Source organism: Stenotrophomonas sp. Br8 (assembly GCF_014763005.1).
Taxonomy (GTDB): domain Bacteria; phylum Pseudomonadota; class Gammaproteobacteria; order Xanthomonadales; family Xanthomonadaceae; genus Stenotrophomonas; species Stenotrophomonas lactitubi.
In genome coordinates, this window is the sequence record NZ_JACGTN010000003.1 from 1 (window position 1) to 19,388 (window position 19,388).

Here is a 19,388-nt window from a genome sequence, read left to right on the forward strand (position 1 = left end):
GGCGGGGTGGCTCAGGTTGCGGGGGACGGCGCAAGTACGTCCATGTAGCCTCGGTCGCGCCATCCATGGCGCTCACGCCCCCGCAACCTGAGCCACCCCGCCTTCGACAGTTGGTCGCCGCTGCAGGTAGGTGTCGACCTTGGTAGGTAGATCCACGCCATGCGTGGATGAGACTTTCCGGGGAAGAATTGCCTTGGATCTGACGTGCTCTGCTTGTGGTGGGTGACGACCGTCGGTCGTCACCAGAGCAAGCGCAGCGAGGCGACCCGCTTTTGCTTTTCTTTCTTTTTCCGTGGCTGGACGCACACGGAAACTGTCAGGGGCCGGGCGGGGTGGGCTGCGCAGGGGCGTGAGCCGCATGGATGCGGCGACCGAGCTTACATGGACGTACTTGCAGCGTCCCCTGCGCAGCCCATCCCGCCCGGCCAAGCAAGGCTTCTGCTCTGAAGACGTCCAACCACGAGGGGCTCAGCCGTTCGCGGCCAACTCAACGTCCAGCGCACGCAGGCGATCAACAGTGCCAACATCCGTCCAGAGACCGCGATGATGCTGACCGCTGATCCGCCCCTGCGCCATGAAATGCTTCTGCAACGGCACCACCGAAAACTTCGGTGGCACGCGCTCGCTGCCAGGTGCCTCGCCGATCACCGCGCGCCAATCGGCCACGATCGACGGACGATAGACGCCGATGCCCGCATAGGTCAGGCACGGACCTTCGCGGTCGTGGTGCAGCACGCCGTGCGCGTCCAGCCGGTAGTCGCCGGCGGGGTGCTGTGCCGGGTTGTCGACCAGCACCAGATGCGCTTCGCCGGCCGGTTCACGCGGCAGCGTGGCGAAATCGAAATCGGTCCAGATATCGCCGTTCACCACCAGAAACGGATCGTCCCCCAGCGCCGGCAATGCATTGAGGATGCCGCCACCGGTTTCCAGCGGGGTATCGCCTTCGTGCATGAAATGCAGCTGCAGGCCCCATTGGCGGCCATCGCCCAATGTGGCCGGAAACTGCGCGGCGAGCCAAGCGGTGTTGATCACCACGTCGCGGATGCCGAATGCAGCCAATCGCTCCAGGTGCCACACGATCAGTGGTTTGCCGGCCACTGCCAGCAGCGGCTTGGGCGTGTGCAGGGTCAATGGACGCATGCGCTCGCCCAGGCCGGCGGCGAAAATCAGTGCCTTCATCGACGCGACCTTCAGCGCAGCACGCGCATTGGCGCGGCCAGCTCGGCCAGTGCCGGCTTGATCCGCATTTCCAGCAACTGCTGCAACGGTGCCAGTTCGCGGTAGCGCGGCAGCACTTCATCCAGGTAGGCGATGAAGCGCGGTGCGTCGTCCAGGTAGTGGCCCTTGTTGTCGCGGTAGCGCAGGCGGCAGAACAGGCCGAGGATCTTCACGTGGCGCTGGATGCCCATCCAGTCGGCATCGCGCAGGAAGGTGGCACGGTCGGGTACCGGCAGGCCGGCATCACGCGCGCGCTGGTGATACTGCGACAGCCATTCGTCCACGCGCTGCAGCGGCCAGCTCAGGAAGGCATCCTTGAACAGACTCACCGCGTCGTAGGCGATCGGGCCACGCACCAGATCCTGGAAATCCAGCACGGCCGGGCCGCCGTCCACCGGCATCAGGTTGCGCGGCATGTAGTCGCGGTGGGTCATCAGCTGGGCCTGGCCCAGCGCGTTGTCCATCAGCCGGCGGTGGACCAGCTGCAGGCCTTCGATCTCGCCGCAGTCCAGTTCAAGGCCAAGATGGCGCTGCAGGAACCACTCATCGAACAGGCCGGCATCACGCTGCAGCAGCGCTTCGCCGAACTGGCCGAAATCGGCCGGCACCGGGATGGCCTGCAGGCGCAGCAGCTGCTCGATGGAGCGGCTGAACCACGCGTCGGCATTGCGTTCGTCGAGGATCTTCGCCAGCGTCGGGCCGCCCAGGTCTTCCAGCAGCAGGAAGCCGGCGTCGAGGTCCTGGGCGAGCAGCGCGGGCACGCGCAGGCCGTGATCGTGCAGCAGGCCGCGCATGCGCAGCCACGGCGTGGGGTCTTCCAGCCCCGGCGGAGCGTCCATCACGATGTGGCTGCCGCGCTGGCTGGTGGTGCGCCAGTAGCTGCGCATGCCGGCGTCGACCGAGGCGCGTTCGACCACGGCGTTGCCGTCGTCGAGCTGGGTACGGGCCCACTGCAGGCGCTGTGCGCTGCGCTGGGGATCAGAGGCGGGTTCGGTCATGCAGGCATATCCGGGCGCGCCGGGCGCGCCAACGTCGGGGCAGAATGAAAAAGGAGGTGGCGGCTCAGCGGCGGCCGCTGAACAGGCGCAGGATCGCCAGCACGACGACCGCGCCTACGACCGCGCCGAGGAAGCCGGCCGGTTCACCGGGTGCGTACCAGCCCATGTACTGGCCGAACCAGCCGGCCAGCAGCGCGCCGATGATGCCCAGCACGATGGTCAGCAGGCAGCCCATGCGGTTGTTGCCGGGCATGAAGAAGCGTCCCAGCAGGCCGACGAAGAAGCCGACCAGGATGATGTAGAGCCAGCTGGTGCTGCCAAACAGACCGTTCATGCCATCAGTGCTCTCGAAGGATGGACGCAGCCTAGCAAGGCCGGGCTGCGTCCGTCACTGCGTGCTGGATCAGCAGCAGCCGTGGTCGCCGTTGCGGGTGCCACTGTCGGCGGCCACCGGCGAACCGCTGGTCTCGCCACGCAGGCTTGCCGCGTAGTGCTCGCTGATCACCTTGGACACGCACGAGGTGACCTTCTTGCCCATCGGAATGTGCAGGAACTCGTTCGGGCCGTGGGCGTTGGAGTGCGGGCCGAGCACGCCGGTGATCATGAACTGGGCGCCCGGGAACTTCTCGCCCAGCATGCCCATGAACGGGATCGAGCCGCCTTCGCCCATGTACATCGCCGGCTTGCCGAAGAAGGTCTGGCTGGCATCGTCGATGGCCTTGGTCAGCCACGGTGCCATCGCCGGCGCGTTCCAGCCGGTGGAGGCCTTTTCCAGGTCCAGGGTGACCTGCGCGCCGTTCGGCGGATCGCGCAGCAGCGTTTCCTTCAGCAGCTCGCCGCAGGTCTTGCCATCGGCAGTCGGCGGCAGGCGCAGCGACAGCTTCACCGCGGTATGCGGGCGCAGCACGTTGCCGGCCGATTCCAGCGGCGGCATGCCGCCGATGCCGGTCACCGACAGGGCAGGGCGCCAGGTACGGTTGAGCACCAGTTCGGTCAGGTCGTCGTTCATCGGCTTGAGGCCGTCGACCAGTGGGAATTTCTCGAAGATCGCGGTATCGACCACGTCGGCGGCACGCTTGGCCTGTTCCAGGCGCTCGGCCGGGATCTCCACGTTCATGCCCTCGATCAGGATGCGGCCGGTGTCCTGGTCCTCGATGCGCGACAGCAGCTGGCGCAGCAGGCGGAAGCTGGACGGCACCACGCCGGAGGCATCACCGGAGTGCACGCCTTCGTTGAGCACCTTCACCGAGAAGTTGCCGCCGGTCAGGCCGCGCAGCGAGGTGGTGCACCACAGCTGGTCGTAGTTGGCGCAGCCCGAATCCAGGCAGACCACCAGCGACGGCTTGCCGATGCGGTCAGCCAGGTGGTCGACGTAGGCCGGCAGGTCGTAGCTGCCCGACTCTTCACAGGCTTCGATCAGCACCACGCAGCGGGCGTGCGGCAGGCCCTGGGCCTGCAGCGCCAGCACCGCGGCCAGCGAGCCGAAGATGGCGTAACCGTCATCGGCACCGCCACGGCCATACAGCTTGTCGCCGCGCAGGACCGGAGTCCATGGGCCCAGGTCGTCGTCCCAGCCGGTCATCTCCGGCTGCTTGTCCAGATGGCCGTAGAGCAGGATGGTGTCGTCGCCGGTTTCGGCGCCGGTAGCCGGAATTTCCAGCAGAATCAGCGGGGTACGGCCTTCCAGACGCACCACCTCGACCTTCAGGCCGGGCAGCTCCTGCGCCTTGGCCCAGGTTTCCATCAGGGTGACCGCCTGCTCCATGTAGCCGTTCTGCACCCAATTGGCGTCGAACATCGGCGACTTGTTGGGGATGCGGATGTAGTCGACCAACTGCGGGACGATTTCGCTGTCCCACTTGTCATTGACGAATTGGCCGAGCTTGGCGCTGTCCATCTGAAACTCCGGTTGCATGGCTGATCCGCCCATTCTACGCCTCGGTCAAGGGTAGGGTTTTCCCTACATCACGTCGGGTATTTGGCTGGCTTTTAGAAATCCGTGAACCCGATACGCTGTGTGCATGTGGTGACGGACACTGTTTCGACCGACGGGATTGCCGGTCGGGACGGTCAGAACCACAAGGAGATACACGTCGTGCCTTGGTTTGTCGTGTTGAGGGCGCTGGTGCTGGGAATGTGGATCACGGGAGCGCAAGCTGCCGAGCCGATCGACATCAACCGGGCCGATGCCCAAGCGCTGCAGCAGGGATTGACGATGGTCGGGGCCACCAAGGCAGCGGCGATCGTCGAGCACCGGCGCAGACACGGCCCGTTTCACCGCGTCGAGGACCTGACGCAGGTGAAGGGGATAGGGACATCGATCGTCGAACGGAATCGACGGCGGATCACCGTTGGCAGCAGGATGTTGCCCGCGGATCCGGTACCCGGATCGGTACCGGTGCGAACCGTACCCAGGCGCTGACAACAGGAAACGTCGGGACCGGCAGGATGCAGGTTCATTGGCTACGGACAGGATGCCCGTAACCACCGACCGTCGCAGGGATGCGACACCAATCACCAGGATGGTGGCATCACAGACCTGTGGAAGGGGCTGAGATACAAACAGGACAGACGCGGCCGCGTGCAGGATGCAACGCCGCCCCCGCTTCGCAGGATGCGAGGGGGTGGCAGCAGGCCGACAGGGACGTGACGATTGCCCGGTACGACACATGGCTGTGTCGCCGGGCAATTTCTTTTGGCGCAGCCACCACGCGCCCATGGTGTACGGTGAGGCCTTCGCATGGAATGGAACCTGCTGGATGCACCTCCACCGTTTGACCCTGATGCTCGCCGTTGCCCTGGCACTGCCCTGCGCTGCACACGCGGCCGCCCCCTCCAAGCCGGTCGCGGCGACGGCTTCCGACGTACGCGGTCCGACCGACCTCAAGCCTGGCGAGTACCTGTGGCACCCGGAGGTTTCGCCGGCCGGGCCGATCGTGCTGGTGGTGAGCCTGGATGAGCAGCGAGCCTATGTGTACCGCAACGGCATCGCCATCGGCCTGACCACGATCAGCTCGGGCAAGAGCGGCCATGAGACGCCGACCGGTGTGTTCACCATCCTGCAGAAGGACAAGGACCACCGTTCCAACCTCTACAACAGCGCACCCATGCCGTACATGCAGCGGCTGACCTGGGACGGCATCGCGCTGCACGGCGGCAGCCTGCCCGGGCACCCGGCCTCGCATGGCTGCGTGCGCCTGCCGCAGGCCTTCGCCCAGAAGCTGTTCAGCGAAACCAAGCGCGGCGATACGGTGGTCGTGGCCGATGCCAAGAGCGCGCCGATGACGCTGGCCTATCCGGCGGTGCTGGCACCGGTGAATGCACGCGGGCAGGCCCTGCCGGAAGGCGAGGCCGGCGCCCCGGACAAGGCGTGGTGGGATGATGCGGCCGCCCCCAGCGGGCAGGTCGGCATCCTGGTCAGCCTGCACGACCAGCGCCTGTACGTGCTGCGCGACGGCGTGATGATCGGTGAGTCGCCGTTGAAGGCCGATGCGCTGCCGGCGTTCCAGGGCACCACTCTGTTCGTGATGGGCCAGGGCTACAGCGATACGCCCAGCCCGCTTGACGCACAGCAGCGCCTGCACCAGTGGACGGCCTATCCGCTGCTGGGCCAGGACCGCGCCCAGGCCACGCCGGACCTGCTGGCCACCCCATCGCTGCCGATGGCGTTGCCGGCCGATTTCGCCCGACAGCTGTACCAGGTGCTGGTGCCGGGCACGACCCTGCTGGTCACCTCGCTGCCGGCGGTGCGCCCAAGCGCGGCTGAATCGGGTATGCAGCCGGTCTTGGAATCGGAGCCGCCAGCGTCCACCCTCAAGGGATCCTGAGACCTCCCTGCGTGCCCATGTCCACTTCCCGCTCGTGCTGGCTGGCTGCTGTTGGCCTGTTGGCGACTGTTACCAGTGCGTCGGCATGGGCACAGACGCCTGTTGCCGCGATCAGTGCAGACGACCTCGCTGCACAGCTGGCACGCAGCGCGCCCAAGGCGGACCGCCGGGTGCTGCAGTTGGCCGCCCACGCCATGCGCTGCGCGCTGCAGCGGCCGGAACTGGGTGTTAGCGGCGAACGCCTGAGCGTGATCGACTACTCGCGGCCGTCCACCGAGCCGCGGATGTGGGTCTTCGACCTGGCCCGCCAGCGGCTGTTGTTCGAGGAGTGGGTAGCGCACGGCCGCAACAGCGGCGAGAACCGCACCGAGCATTTCTCCAACCGCGATGGCAGCTTCATGTCCAGCCTCGGCGCGTTCACTGCGCAGGAAACCTACATGGGTGGCAACGGCTATTCGCTGCGCCTGGCGGGGTTGGAGCCGGGTTTCAATGACCGCGCACGCGAGCGCGCCATCGTCATCCACGGGGCGCCGTATGTGAATCCCTCCACCGCACAGTTGCAGGGACGATTGGGGCGCAGTCTCGGCTGTCCTGCGGTGCGGTTGTCGGTGGCCAAGCCGCTGATCGACGCGCTGCGGGGCGGCACGATGGTGTTCGCGTACTACCCCGACCAGGATTGGCTCAAGCACTCGCAGTTGCTGGGTGGCGATTGCGGTACGGCCGCGGGTCTTGCAACGCGTTGATGCGTTGTGGCGCGCGGCATGATGCAATGCGCGCATGAACATCGACTCCCTGCTGCACACCCCGAGCCAGGTGATTTCCAGCCTGGATTACCGCCGCGAACGCTGGCGCAACGGCCTCGGCTGGACCCGCGAGATCCTGCGGTTGCCGGCGCAGGGTGATGACTGGGCGTTGCGCCTGTCAGTGGCCGAAATCGAACAGGACGCTGCGTTTTCCGCGTTCCCCGGTGTCGAGCGCGAACTGGTGCTGCTGCAGGGCAATGGCGTGCGCCTGCGATTCGAGGACGGTCGCGTCTCCGAAGTGCTGCCACCGCATGGGCGCGTGCGTTTTGCCGGCGAGGCCGCGTTGCATGGCGAACTGGTCGACGGCACCACTCACGATTTCAACCTGATGTGGAAGCGCGAGCTGCTGCAGGCCGAACTGCTGCATCGGCCACTGGTCGGCCCGATGTTCTTCTTCTGCGAGCCGGGTGTGGCGTGGGCCCTGCACCTGCTGGGTGGACAGGCCACGTTCGGCGCGGACAGTGGATTGCCTGCGATGCAGAGCGGCGATACCGCATGGTTGGCCGCCGGTGAGCGCCAGCGTCATGCGCTGCAGGGTGGTGGAGAGCTGCTTGCGATACGGGTAAGCGCCGCGGGCGGCTGAGCCATCGTCAGCGCCCGGAGGCAATCATCCACGCATGGCGTGGATCTACTGAAAATGCGGTCGCTGTGCTCCAGTAGATCCACGCCATGCGTGGATGCAGTGGCCGATACCGCAGCATGGTGCGAACCAAGGTGCGCACCCACCAGAAGTCGGTGCGCACCCACCTGGAGACGGTTCGCCTCAATACACATCGCGCCGGTAGCGACAGGCCAGCAGCAGCGCTTCCTTGCCGTCGGCACCGAGCACCTGCTCGATCACCGCATCCACTGCCGGGGCCATGCCCTGCAGGCTGCCGCAGACCAGGATCGTTGCGCCTTCATCGACCCACTGCCGCAGCGTGGATGCTTCGGCCAGCAGGCGATCCTGCACGTAGCGGTGCGCGCCGCCATCACGGCTGAATACCGTATCCAGGCGGGTCAGCGTGCCGTTGGCGAGCATCGCCTGCAGCTCATCGCCGAAGTGGAAATCATGCGCAGCCGAGCGTTCGCCGAACAACAGCCAGGTACGGCCGCTGCCAACATGTGCGCGTTCGTGCAGGTGTGCGCGCAGGCCAGCGATCCCGGTACCGTTACCGATCAGCAGCAGCGGAACGTCGGCGGCGACGCCGTGGAAATTCTCGTTGCGGCGCAGGCGCATCTGCACCGGCTCGCCAATGGCGGCGTGGTCGCACAGCCAGCCACTGCCGACGCCCGGTGTGCCATCGGCACGCAGCTGACGGCGCAGCAGCAGCTCCACCGCGCCGTCGTCCATCACCGAGGCGATGGAGTACTCGCGATGCGGCAGTGGCTGCAGTGCCGCCAACAAGCCAGGCAGGTCGCCCGCAGCAACCAAGGACGGCAGATGCGAGCGGGCGACGCGGGCGAGCAGCGTGTTGCCGTCGTCCAACACGGTATCCGCATCGAAGCCCTGCGCCTGCAGCCAGTCGCGCGTGCTCTGTTCGGCGTGCTGCGGACCGACCTCGGCGATGTCGCCCGCCTGCCAGTGCGCGCTGCTGTCGGTCGGTGGCTGCAGGCGCAGCCAGTAGACAGGACCACCGACGCTGCCGGGGTTGAGGTGGATGCGCTGCAGCAGCGTCCACGGCTGGTACTCGGCCGGTGTCCAATCGGGTAGTTCGCTGGCGTCGCCGCCGAGCTGGCCGAGCAGCTGCTGCCAGTGGCGCAGGGCGGCTGGATCGGCGTTGTCGACTTCAATGGCATCGAACAGCGGATGCGCGCCGTGCTGGCGCAGCCAGTCGTGCAGCTGGTGGCCGAACGCGCAGAAGTGGCCGTAGCTGCGATCACCCAGTGCGAGCACGCCGTACTGCAGGTGGCCCAGAGGCGGCGGCGTGGTCATCACCCGGCGCAGGAAGGGCAGGGCGTGGTCGGGTGCATCGCCTTCGCCGGTGGTGCTGACGATGAACAGTGCACGCGCGCTGCCCGCAAGCAGGGGCGCATCCACGTCGTGCAGGCCACGCAGGCGCACCGGCACGCCGGCCGAGCGCAGGGCCTGCGCACTGCGCTCGGCCAGTTCGCGGGCGAAGCCGGTCTGGCTGGACCAGACCAGCAGCATCGGTTGGTCGCTGCCTTCGGCCGTGTCATCGCGTGGACGGCTGCGCCACCACACCACGGTGCACGCCAGTGAATACAGCGCGGTGGCGGCCAATGCGATGCCCCACTGCCGCGACGGCGGCGCACCCTGCCACCAGGCTTCGCCCAGGTGCAGGCGCAGCAGGGCCCCGCCGATCACTGCCAGCAGGACCAGCACTACGACGTTGCCAAGGGTTGCGCGCGAGAAACGTGTGCTCATGCGGCCTGCTCATCCAGCAGCCGCTGGAAGGCGCTGCTGAGGGTTTCGCGTGGGCCATCGGCGGCGCGTTCGAGGTAGCGCGCGGCCAGCCCTTCGCGCTCTGCCAGCGCGATGCCCGCGTCGCGACCGAGCACGGTCAGTGCGGTGGCCCAGGCGTCAGCGTGCATCGCGTCGTCGGCGACCACGGTGACGGCGGCTGCGACCTGTCGCACCGGCGTGCCGCTGCGTGGGTCGAGGCTGTGACTGTAGGCAACGCCATCGTCCTGATACTGGTGCCAGCGATCGCCGGAGGTGGCCACTGCCTTCCCTTCCAGCGCGAGTACACGCGGTGGCATATCGGTGTGGGCATCTTCTTCCGGCGCCGACTCCACCAGCACGCGCCACGGTTGGCCGTCGGGCTTGCGGCCGTAGCCCGCCAGCTCGCCACCGACTTCAATCAGTGCGGCATCGACACCTTGGCTGCGCAGCCAGGCGGCGACGTGGTCGACACCGAAGCCCTTGGCGATCGCCGAGAGGTCCAGTTCCAGGCCGCCGGGTTGCAGCAGCGCATCGTCCTGCCAGTGCAGGTGTTGCCAGCCGCAGCGTGCACGGGTTGCCTGCAACGTGGTGGCATCGGGGGCACGCCGTGCGCCGGCATGCGCGCCGAAGCCCCACAGCGCCACCAGTGGGCCGATGGTGGGGTCGAAGGCACCACCGCTGGCGGCGGCGATGGCCTGCGCGCAGGCCAGTACATGGAGGGTTTCGGCCGGCAGCACGCAGTAGCGACCCGCGTCGGCGCGGTTGTAGCGGCTCAGGTCAGAGCCCGCTTCCCACGTGCTCATCTGAGCGACCACTTCATCCAGGCGGGCCTGGATGCCCGCATGCAGCGGATGCAGGTCGCGCTGACGCGGTGCCACCAGCGACACGCTCCAGGTGGTGCCCATGGTGGTGCCGCCCAGCCGGGCGATGTCGAGTGCGGTAGAGGTCATGGGCATGCGTGGCGGGCTGCGATACCCGGGCGCGCCGGGTATCGCAGCGATGCGTTTACTGCGGCAGTACTTCCAGCGTGGCGACATAGCTGAGGCGACGCTTGGCGGCTTGCTTGACCGACGTCTTCTTGTCCTCGGTGCCGGTTTCCAGCCAGTACATGCCGGCTTCCGGCCAGGTCACCTTGATCTCGCCCTTGGCGTCGCTGGTCAGTTTCTGCTCGTCCTGCGCATTGCGGTAGCGGGTGCCACCGCGCACGATCTCGAACTCCAGGCCAGCGGTCGGCTTGCCGTCGACCAGTACGCGGAAGGTGGCTTCCTCGCCGGCAAACAGGTCGTTCGGGTGGCCGACGGCCACCAGTTCGATGCCGCGGTTGGTCGGCTTCAGCGCGGTGTCGTTCGGCGCGCCGTTGGTGACGAAGGTCTCCACGCGGCCGACCGACTGGCTCACTTCCAGCTTCTTTGCATCCTTGGGCAGTTCGCCGAAGGTGGCGGCGGTGCCGCGCCAGCGCTTGCGCTCGCCATTCAGTTCATAGGTTGCCGACAGGCCGTCGTTGACCGAGGCGATGCGGTAGGTGCCCTGCTGTTTCAGTTCGACGTCGAACACGCTGCGGTACTTGCCGGTGGACGCGTTCTGCGCCTGCACGGTGCTGCCGTCCGGGGCGGTGATCACCACCGATTCCAGGCGCAGCGGCACGTGGTTGAAATAGAACAGGTCATTGGAGACCGCGCCATCGACGGTGATCCACGGCGCGTTGCCGGCGATCACGGTCTGCGACGGAAGCAGCCAGGCCTTGTGGGCCAGGGCAGAGAAGGGAAGGGCAGCGGCCAGAGCGGCGGCGAGGACGAGCGTGCGCTTCATGCGGAAGACTCCAGTTGGAAGGGGTCGGATCCCTTTCCAAAGGAAAGGGCTCTGACCCCGAGGATATGGCGATGGGGTCAGAGCCCTTCCTGCGGAAGGGATCCGACCCCGCTTGATCAAGGCTTGACGGCCAGGGTGACCTGGCCCAGTTCGGTGGCGCCCTGCGCGCGGCCGTTCTGTGCGGCGGTGGCCGGCCACGTGAAGGGGATCTTCAGCAGTTCACGGCCGCCGACTTCGCGCACCGCTTCCACCACCAGGGTGTAGTTGCCCGGGGCCAGCTGCTTCAGCGCCGGCTGCTTGTCGTTGAACGACAGCGCGTGCTTGCCGGCGGGACGGGTCGGGCCGGTCACGCCGTCCACCGGCACCTGCAGGGTGCGGCCGCTCTTGCGCCACCACTGGCGCAGGTCGGGCAGCCACTTGGTGCCATGGCCTTCGCTGTTGCTGGTCTGCTGGTACCAGACCGACAGGTTGGCGGCGACCTTCTGGTCGGCGCCTTCCAGCCACACTGCCACATACGGGCGGTGGTACTCGGCCACGTTGAGCTTGGGTACTTCGACGTTGATGTCGAGGGTGGTGGCGTAGGCCGGGGAGGTGGCCAGCAGGCCGCTGAGGGCGATGGTCAGGGTGACGCGCATGGGGCGGCTCCGGAGAAACGGATGGAAATCACGGTGGAAGTTCAATGGATCAGCAGCAGGGCGATCAGCAGCGGAATCATCAGGCCCAGGCCGACCAGCGGCCAGGTCATGCGTCGCTGCCGCGCATGCAGGTGCAGCAGGAACAGACCGGTGATGCAGAACACCAGGCAGGCCACGGCGAACACGTCCAGGAACCAGCCCCACGCGGGGCCGGCATTGCGGCCCTTGTGCAGGTCGTTGAGGTAGGACACCGCGCCGCGCGAGGTCGATTCGTACTCGACTGCGCCGGTTTCGCGGTCGATGCTCAGCCAGGCGTCGCCGCCGGGGCGTGGCAGCGACAGGTAGATTTCCTCGGCCGACCATTCGGCGGGTCGGCCGCCGATGGAAATGCCCAGCTGCTCGTCCAGCCATTGCCGGGCCGGGCGCGGGATCGGCGCGTTGCCGTCCTCGCGTGTGCCGAGCTGGCCGCGCACGTCGGCCGGCAGTTCCAGATGCTGGTTCTGCACCTGTGGCTTGGCTTCGATCTTCGCCGCGTGATTCAGCGTGAGCCCGGTCACCGCGAACAGCAGCATGCCGATCAGGCAGACCGCCGAGCTGATCCAGTGCCACTGGTGCAGGGTACGCAGCCAGAAGCCGCGGCTCTGTTGCTGCTGCACGGTGGAAGATGCGGGACGGCTCACGGCACGGTTCGGGACGGATGAATACCGGGCATTACATCATTGATGAGAATTGCTCGCAATTAGATGTCGTTGTGTATCTCTGAAGGGGAGTGCCGGCCGCTGGCCGGCAATCCCATGACACCTGAAAACATCGTGCGGTTGCCGGCCAGCGGCCGGCACTACCACTGGGCAGTAGATCCACGCCATGCGTGGATGGAGCGCCGTCCAGGTTCGGTATGGGCAGTAGATCCACGCCATGCGTGGATGAAGTGGTGCCGACCAAGGTCGGCACCCACCAAGTCAGGGCGGTGTCGACCAAGGTCGGCACCCACCAGAGCGACGATCAGAACTTCGCGTTGAGCGAGATCCAGTAGCTGCGGCGCTGGTCCTTGGTGGCGTAGTCGTCCACGCAGTTGTATTCGCTGGGGCTGGTCAGCAGGCACGACTGCGAGACGAAGTTCTTGTCGAACAGGTTGTTGACCCGCGCGTTGACCGTCAGCCACTGCGTGGCCTTCCAGCTGCCACCGAGGTGGAAGATCGTGTAGTCCTCGTAGTAGCGGGTGTGGCTGGCACCGGCGGCATCGAGGATCGTGTCGCGGTAGCGGTCGTAGCGGCCTTCGCCGATCAACGACAGGCTGATCGCATCGTTGAGCTGCCAGTTGAGGCTGGCGTTGGCCATGTGCTTGGCCGGCATGGTACCGGTGATCGGCAGGCCCTTGCCGGAACCGGCGGTCTGCTCGCTTTTGGTCCAGGTGTAGTTGCCGCGCAGCTGCAGGTTGTCCAGCAGGTCGACGTGGCCGGCCAGTTCCGCGCCACGTGTTTCGGCCTTGTCGATGTTCACGCTCTGGGTGAAGGTGCTGTAGCCCAGCGACGCCCAGCCCGGGCCGATATCCACGCAGTAACCACTGCCGGCTGGTGCGACCTCACAGTTGGGGAACGTGCCGCCGCTGGCGATCTTGTCTTCGAACTTGTTGATGAAACCGGTGACGTTGAAGCCCCAGCGCTGGCCCTCGTAGTACGCAGCCAGCTCGTAGTTGGTGCTGGTTTCCGGCTTCAGGTTGGGCGAACCCACCAGCGGCAGCACGCCCTGGCCACCGAAGCCGGTGATGCCGGGGAACAGCTGGTCCGGCCGCGGGGTCTTGTAGCCGGTGCTGACGCCGCCCTTGAAGGTCCATGCATCGGTGGCATTCCAGACCAGGTAGCCGCGCGGGCTGAGGTGGCTGCCGAAGATGTTGTGGTCGTCGTAGCGCAGGCCGAAGGTGGCGGTCAGGGTGTCGGTCAGCGACCAGTTGTCCTCGGCGAACAGCGCCCACATGCGGTGCTTCTGCTTGGTGTTGCTGCGGTAGCCGGCACCGTCCATGCCGAACACGCCGTCCACCATGTCGGTGTCGTTGTACTGGCCGCCCACGGTCAGCTTGTGCGCGCCGAAGTCCAGGTCGAGCATCGTGTCCAGCACGTAGCCTTCCAGCTCCATGGTGCGCAGCGGACGCGGCAGGAACGCCTGCAGGCGTGCCTGTTCGCTGGCGTTGAGTGTGCCCAGCGCGTTGTTGCGGCCGGCGGCACAGTTGTTGGCGGCACCGGTGCGGCGGCAGACGTCGTTCCACAGGGTCTGCAGGCCGGCGCGCTCGTCCAGGGTCAACGGCAGCGAGCGGCCGAGGTTGCTGCTCTTGCTGTGGGTCAGTGAGGTCTGCCAGGTGCCGAAGCTGTAGCGACCCTGATGGGTCAGCGAGAGCTGGTCGCGCTCATAGCGCTGGTAGGCGGTGTAGCCCACGCGCGGCTGCACCACGCGGCGGGTGACGGTGCCGTTGCCATTCGGGTTCGGGACCACCGCGTTGCCCGCGCGCCACAGGCTGGCCAGGCTGTCGAGCGTGCCGGTCTGGCCCTCGCTGTTGTCGTACTTCTGGCGAGAGACGTCATAGTCCAGCCACAGCTCGTGGTCGTCGTTGACGTGGAAGTTCAGGCGCACGCCGGTGTTCCAGTTGGTGTTGGCCACCGACTTGCCGCCGCCACCAAAACCGATGCTGCGCTCCCACAGCGTGCCGTCGGGCAGGGGCAGTGCATCCCATTCGGGATTGGATGCCTTGGCGTCGTAGTAGCTGCCGCGCACGGCCAGGCCGAGGCGATCCTTGACCAGTGGCCCGCTCAGGTACAGGTCAGTGCTGCGCGCATCGCCGAACTGATCGTCCTGCTGCACGGTGAAGCCCTGGGTGACCGCGCCGTGCCAGCTGTCCTGGTTGCGGCGGGTGATGATGTTGATGACGCCGCCCATCGCATCCGAGCCGTACAGCGTGGACATCGGGCCACGCACCACTTCAATGCGCTCGATCGCATCCAGCGGCGGCAGGTAGGCGAACTGGCCACCACCGAAGTTGTTCGGATACAGCTGGCCGGCGTTGCTCTGGCGACGGCCGTCGATCAGCACCAGGGTGTATTCGGACGGCAGGCCGCGCATGGAGATGGTGGCGCGGCCGTTCTTGTCGGTGGCTTCGAGGCCGACGTCGATGCCCTCGACGTCGCGCAGGGCGTCGACCAGGCTGGTGTAGGGGCGCTTGCTCAGCTCTTCGCGGCTGACCACGCTGATGCTGGCCGGTGCATCGACTACTTTCTGCTCGAAGCCAGCGGCGGTGACCACCACCTTGTCGAGGGTCTGGGGTGCGCCGGAAGCGTCGCCATGGGCGTAGGCGGGAGCCGCGACGGCGGCCAGCACGGCGCTGGTCAACAGATGGCGGGACAGGGACGAACGGACACGATGGCGCTGGGCCATGGCAGATACCTCGAAGGATGTAAGGCAGCGCGATGCCGGGCGCAGTGCGCACACGGCAGGGCAGAGCAGGGACGGCCCGATCAGGGGCGGCTGAGGTGAAGCAGGCAGCGGCGAGCCGATGCAACCGCTCAGGCGGTCACAGCGTGCCGTGGATCAGGCGAGCGGCGGCGCCTGGCCCCGTTGCTGGCGACGCCCGGGCGCATCGGTCCAGGGCATGTCTGGTGCGGCCAACGGCCAGTGCGAACGCGCGCCGGACGGAGCCGACGCGGAGGGAACCAGATCAAGTTCGGTACGCAGCCAGTGGCTGGCCAGCAGCAGTGGCGGCGCCGGCTTGTCGGTGGACTTGGCCGGTGCCGAGGCGCAGCGCCGCAGCTTGGCCGGCGCTTCTTCCTGCAGGGGGGCTTCGCCGCCGCGCTCTTCCAGCGGTTGCTGCAGCGCCTGGGTTGCAGCCGCATGGGCCACCGGCAGCAGCGGCAGGGTGCCCAGCAACAGCGTCAACATCGCCACCCACGCCAGCAGGCTGGCCAGCGCAGGCCGACGGCCGCGCATGGCGGTGCCGAGCTGTACAAGCCGAAGCGGGCGAGGGCGGAACGGGCGACGCAAGCGGAAATCCCTGGCTGGCCGGAACATCCGGCGTCAACGGGGCGTGATTGTAATGAGACCCGTTAGCCGTTGCAAATGAGAATGATTGCCAAGTTGTCGCAGGGGTGGCCTGATCGGCTCAGACCTCGCTCCAGCGTCGCAGCAGGTTGTGGTACACGCCGGTCAGCTGCAGCACCGCGTCGGCATCGCCATCGGTCTGTCGCAGGCGCTCGATGGAAGTATCCATCTCCCACAGCAGGCGCCGCTGCACGTCGTCGCGGATCATGCTCTGCACCCAGAAGAACGAGGCCACGCGCGCACCGCGGGTGACCGGGTTGACCTTGTGCAGGCTGCTGGAGGGATACACGATCAGATCACCGGCAGGCAGTTTCACTTCATGTTCGCCGTAGGTGTCGCTGATGATCAGTTCACCGCCGTCGTACTCGTCCGGGTCGGACAGGAACAGCGTGCAGGAGATGTCCGAGCGCAGCTGCTCGCCGTTGGCCAGGTTCATCACCGCGCCATCGACGTGGAAGCCGTAGGTGCCGCCGCCGCTGTAGCGGTTGAAGCGCGGTGGCAGGTACTTCAACGGCAGCGCGGCGCTGAAGAACAGCGGGCTGCGCTTGAGTGCGGCCAGCACCACGGAGGCCAGCGCGGCCTTCAGCGGTGAGGCATCGGGCAACTGTTCGTTGTGTTTGACCTGCGCACCCTGTGAGCCGACCGTCTCGCGTCCGTCGGTCCAGGCGGCAGCATCCAGCCGCTGGCGGATCTGCGCCACTTCTTCAGGTGCAAGCACGTTGGGGATGTGCAGCAGCATGGCGGTTCCTCATCGATGCGCGGGGGAGACGGGCTCCCCCGCGCCATGACATCAGAAGCGGACGTCCGCGCTGAGCAGGAAGGTGCGCGGGGCGCCCGGGGTGTAACGGTAGCCGCTCTTGTTGATGCTGGCCACGTACTGCTTGTCGAACAGGTTGTAACCGTTCAAGCGCAGCGAGATGGAGTCATTGATCGCCCAGGACACCACGGCGTCATAGACAACGTAGGACTTGGTGAACGACGGGGTACCCACCGCACCGTCGGTGCCACGGTGCATGCCACCGGCATAGCGCACGCCGCCACCGATGGTCAGGCCGAAGGGCAGGGTGTAGCTGGTCCAGCCGGTAAACGTGTCGGCCGGGGTGTAGGTCAGGTTGGTGGTGCCATCGGCGGCTACCTTGGCACCTTCCTTCACCTCGGTGTCGAGGTGGCTGTAGCCGGCGGTGACCGACCAGTTGTCGGTCAGGCGACCGACTGCAGAGAGCTCCACACCCTTGACCCGCTTGCTGCCGGTCTGGGTCGGGTTGCCGGCATCGTCGAGCACAGTGGTGTTGATCTCGTTGTCAACGTCGGTCTGGAACAGCGCCAGATTCACTGCAAGCGCGTCATCCAGGAACGCCCACTTGCTGCCCACTTCGAAGGTTTTGGCCTTCTGCGGGTCGAGCTTGGGGTTGTCGGCGCTGCTGGCCGAGCTGCTCAGCTGGAAGTTCGCGCCGCCAGGAGGCTGTTGCGAGACGGCGTAGTTGGCATAGATGCTGACCGTGTCGCCCACTTTGTACAGTGCACCGAGCTTCCAGTTCAGCAGCGTGTCGGACGCTTCCAGGGTGGGGTTGCGCAGCACGGTGCCGGTTGGATTGCTGCCGCATACCGGGCCACCGCGACCGCCGCACACCGATGCGCTTGCGTACTCGGTCTTGTAGTGGTCGGCGCGCACGCCTGCGGTCAGCAGGAAGCTCTCGCCGAAGGACAGGGTATCGAACAGATAGGCCGAGGAGGTTGTGGTCTTGCCGTGGGCATCGGCGCCATTGTGCGCCCAGGTCAGCCCGCCCACGTTCCAGTCGGGGTTGTACAGATTCGCTGCCGGCCAGGTGGTGCCGCCGGTGGTGGCCTGCCCGTAGCTGTCCAGCTCTTCGCGGGTGAACTCCAGGCCGGTGCTCAGCGCATGGCCGACGCTGCCGGTGTTGAAGTCGGCGCGCAGGTTCAACTGATCGGTGAGGATGGTGTTTCGCTGATCCTTGAAGGTCGGCAGGCTGCGCGCGATCGTGTAGGTCGATAGATCGGCCGGATTGGTGTAGCTGATGTTGCCGGTCGGGCGGCCGTTCGCACCGCGAACGCCGGTACCCATGAAGGCGGTCAGCAGGTAATCCTGTTCGGTGCGGCCCCAACGCGCGGTGTTGGTCAGGCGCAGGGTGTCGCTGAAGTCGTGTTCGAAGCGGAACGTGGCCATCTTCGCGGTCACGTCATCATGGTCTGCACGCGTACCGTAGAAGCTCTCCGGGTTCACCGGATGACCGGCCAGCGCTTCCAGGGTCGGCTGCGCGGTCCAGCCAGGCAGGCCCAGGGTCGGCACGCCGCCATCGGGCACGTTGTCCTGCTTCACGTACAGCAGGTTGAGGTAGTAGCGGGTAGCGGTACCCAAACCGGAGGCCAGCGATGGTGCAATACCCCAGCGCTTGTTCTGCACATGGTCGCGGCCCGGCTGGTCGCTGTCCTGCCACATCGCGTTGACGCGCAGCGCGCTGGTCGCGCCCAGCGCCTGGTTCCAGTCACCGGTGGTGCGTCGCTGCTGGTCGCTGCCCAGCGAAACGCTGGCCGACGTCGCGTCCTGCAGATTGGCCTGCTTGCTGACCAGATTGATCGCACCGGTCGGTGCGGAGCGGCCATTGTCGGTGCCGGCCGGGCCCTTGGTCACTTCCACCTGCTCGATATTGAACACATCGCGCGAGATCGAGCCAAGGTCGCGCACGCCGTCGACGAACAGGCTGTTGGAGGTATCGAAGCCGCGCATGAACAATGCGTCGCCGGTGGTGGTGTTGCCGTTTTCACCGGCATAGAAGGTGCCGACGCCGGGGCTGTTGCGCAGTGCCTCGGTCAGGGTGGTGGCACCCTGCTGGTTGAACAGGTCGCTGGTGATGATCTGGATGGTCTGCGGGGTGTCCTGCAGGCGCTGTGTGAACTTGGGTGAGGCAACCTTGTCAGCCTTGTAGCCGCGAACTGCATGGACGTCGACCTTGTCCAGGGTGCGGGCGTTGTCGGTGGCTTCGGCGTGGGCCAGCGCAGGCAGCGCGGCCAGGCCGAGGCCGGCAGCGAGGCTGGCAGTGGCCAGCGGCAGGGTGCGAAGCGGCGAAGCGTGCTTGCGGCTTTTGATCGGGTTCATGGGCGTCTGCAGAGAAGGGACAGGAAGGGGCCGCCGGCGCTGGACAGCGCGGCAACAGGAAGGGAAAGGGAAATGCAGTCCAGCGGCTGCGCAGCGCGCAGAAAAGTGTCAGGCCAGCTGCGCAGGCGGTGCGTGCGAAGGCGGCTGGCGACGATCGGTCGCGGGCACCGGTGGATCAGGCATCGCCGGTATCGGTGCGTCTGCGGGGGCATGTTCCGGGCGCTGCAGGCACAGCCGCCGCAGTGCCGGCGGTTTGTCGCCCCGGCTTCCTTCTGGTTCGGATTCCGCGCGCTGCATCGCGTGCTCATGCGGCAGCGCATGTGGGGGCGAAGACGGCGCCGCGTCCTGGGCGTAGTTTCCGGGCGCATCACCCGCCGGCGTGCTCCGTCCTTCCTGCAACGCCGACCAGCCCAACCACAGTGTCAGCAGCGCGGCCACAAGCAGTGGCCAACCCCGACGGGCAAGCTGGCACAGCAGGACGGTAGGCGCGGGCGAAGCCATGGCGCAGGCGGAG

17 protein-coding genes are annotated in these 19,388 nt (G+C 66.8%); 4 read left to right on the forward strand and 13 right to left on the reverse strand.

The genetic code is table 11. The features are described from left to right. Positions 1 to 468: 468 nt before the first annotated feature. The 4 genes from murU to H3005_RS01355 form a co-directional block, all read right to left on the reverse strand. Positions 469 to 1,179 (reverse strand): N-acetylmuramate alpha-1-phosphate uridylyltransferase MurU, encoded by a 711-nt coding sequence (gene murU, locus H3005_RS01340; RefSeq protein WP_191077452.1) that lies wholly within the window; start codon positions 1,177 to 1,179, stop codon positions 469 to 471. 11 nt (positions 1,180 to 1,190) lie between these two features. Beyond that, on the reverse strand, positions 1,191 to 2,216 hold the full coding sequence (locus H3005_RS01345) for a phosphotransferase (protein ID WP_100551745.1): 1,026 nt from the start codon (positions 2,214 to 2,216) through the stop codon (positions 1,191 to 1,193). Positions 2,217 to 2,280: 64 nt separating this feature from the next. Next, a complete protein-coding gene (locus tag H3005_RS01350) occupies positions 2,281 to 2,550 on the reverse strand; it encodes a GlsB/YeaQ/YmgE family stress response membrane protein (protein ID WP_089239335.1) in 270 nt (89 codons plus the stop codon). Positions 2,551 to 2,619: 69 nt separating this feature from the next. Next, positions 2,620 to 4,113: a M20 family metallopeptidase gene (locus H3005_RS01355; RefSeq protein ID WP_191077453.1), complete on the reverse strand. Its 1,494-nt coding sequence runs from the start codon at positions 4,111 to 4,113 to the stop codon at positions 2,620 to 2,622. Between the two features lie 102 nt (positions 4,114 to 4,215). On the opposite strand from H3005_RS01355, the gene H3005_RS01360 reads away from it, so the two are divergent. From H3005_RS01360 to H3005_RS01375, 4 genes are all read left to right on the forward strand, one after another. After that, positions 4,216 to 4,638 carry a helix-hairpin-helix domain-containing protein gene (locus H3005_RS01360; protein ID WP_243381677.1) on the forward strand — a complete coding sequence of 141 codons (423 nt, stop codon included), beginning with the start codon at positions 4,216 to 4,218 and terminating at the stop codon, positions 4,636 to 4,638. A gap of 337 nt (positions 4,639 to 4,975) precedes the next feature. Further along, a complete protein-coding gene (locus H3005_RS01365) occupies positions 4,976 to 6,043 on the forward strand; it encodes a L,D-transpeptidase (RefSeq protein ID WP_100554059.1) in 1,068 nt (355 codons plus the stop codon). Positions 6,044 to 6,060: 17 nt separating this feature from the next. Next, positions 6,061 to 6,786 (forward strand): murein L,D-transpeptidase catalytic domain family protein, encoded by a 726-nt coding sequence (locus H3005_RS01370; protein ID WP_191077454.1) that lies wholly within the window; start codon positions 6,061 to 6,063, stop codon positions 6,784 to 6,786. A 34-nt stretch (positions 6,787 to 6,820) separates the two neighbouring features. After that, positions 6,821 to 7,429 (forward strand): HutD family protein, encoded by a 609-nt coding sequence (locus H3005_RS01375; RefSeq protein ID WP_191077455.1) that lies wholly within the window; start codon positions 6,821 to 6,823, stop codon positions 7,427 to 7,429. A gap of 180 nt (positions 7,430 to 7,609) precedes the next feature. Here the strand turns inward: H3005_RS01375 and H3005_RS01380 are convergent, their stop codons facing one another. From H3005_RS01380 to H3005_RS01420, 9 genes are all read right to left on the reverse strand, one after another. Further along, on the reverse strand, positions 7,610 to 9,214 hold the full coding sequence (locus H3005_RS01380; protein ID WP_191077456.1) for a sulfite reductase subunit alpha: 1,605 nt from the start codon (positions 9,212 to 9,214) through the stop codon (positions 7,610 to 7,612). After that, entirely contained in the window at positions 9,211 to 10,182 is a 972-nt protein-coding gene (locus H3005_RS01385; protein WP_191077457.1) for an FAD:protein FMN transferase, read from the reverse strand. The genes H3005_RS01380 and H3005_RS01385 overlap by 4 nt, the downstream gene beginning before the upstream one ends. Before the next feature lie 55 nt (positions 10,183 to 10,237). Beyond that, entirely contained in the window at positions 10,238 to 11,041 is an 804-nt protein-coding gene (locus H3005_RS01390) for a DUF4198 domain-containing protein (protein WP_089239348.1), read from the reverse strand. A gap of 116 nt (positions 11,042 to 11,157) precedes the next feature. After that, positions 11,158 to 11,676, reverse strand: a complete 519-nt coding sequence (locus tag H3005_RS01395) for a DUF2271 domain-containing protein (protein WP_032975835.1) — start codon at positions 11,674 to 11,676, stop codon at positions 11,158 to 11,160. 41 nt (positions 11,677 to 11,717) lie between these two features. After that, positions 11,718 to 12,356, reverse strand: a complete 639-nt coding sequence (locus H3005_RS01400) for a PepSY-associated TM helix domain-containing protein (protein ID WP_100551751.1) — start codon at positions 12,354 to 12,356, stop codon at positions 11,718 to 11,720. Positions 12,357 to 12,678: 322 nt separating this feature from the next. Beyond that, positions 12,679 to 15,099, reverse strand: coding sequence for a TonB-dependent receptor (locus tag H3005_RS01405; RefSeq protein WP_191077458.1), 2,421 nt, complete (start codon positions 15,097 to 15,099; stop codon positions 12,679 to 12,681). A 153-nt stretch (positions 15,100 to 15,252) separates the two neighbouring features. Further along, complete coding sequence (locus tag H3005_RS01410; RefSeq protein WP_100551753.1) at positions 15,253 to 15,648, reverse strand: hypothetical protein; 396 nt, start codon at positions 15,646 to 15,648, stop codon at positions 15,253 to 15,255. Between the two features lie 172 nt (positions 15,649 to 15,820). After that, positions 15,821 to 16,498 (reverse strand): Fe2+-dependent dioxygenase, encoded by a 678-nt coding sequence (locus H3005_RS01415; protein WP_191077459.1) that lies wholly within the window; start codon positions 16,496 to 16,498, stop codon positions 15,821 to 15,823. Between the two features lie 51 nt (positions 16,499 to 16,549). After that, positions 16,550 to 18,874, reverse strand: coding sequence for a catecholate siderophore receptor Fiu (locus H3005_RS01420; RefSeq protein ID WP_191077460.1), 2,325 nt, complete (start codon positions 18,872 to 18,874; stop codon positions 16,550 to 16,552). Positions 18,875 to 19,388: the final 514 nt, after the last annotated feature.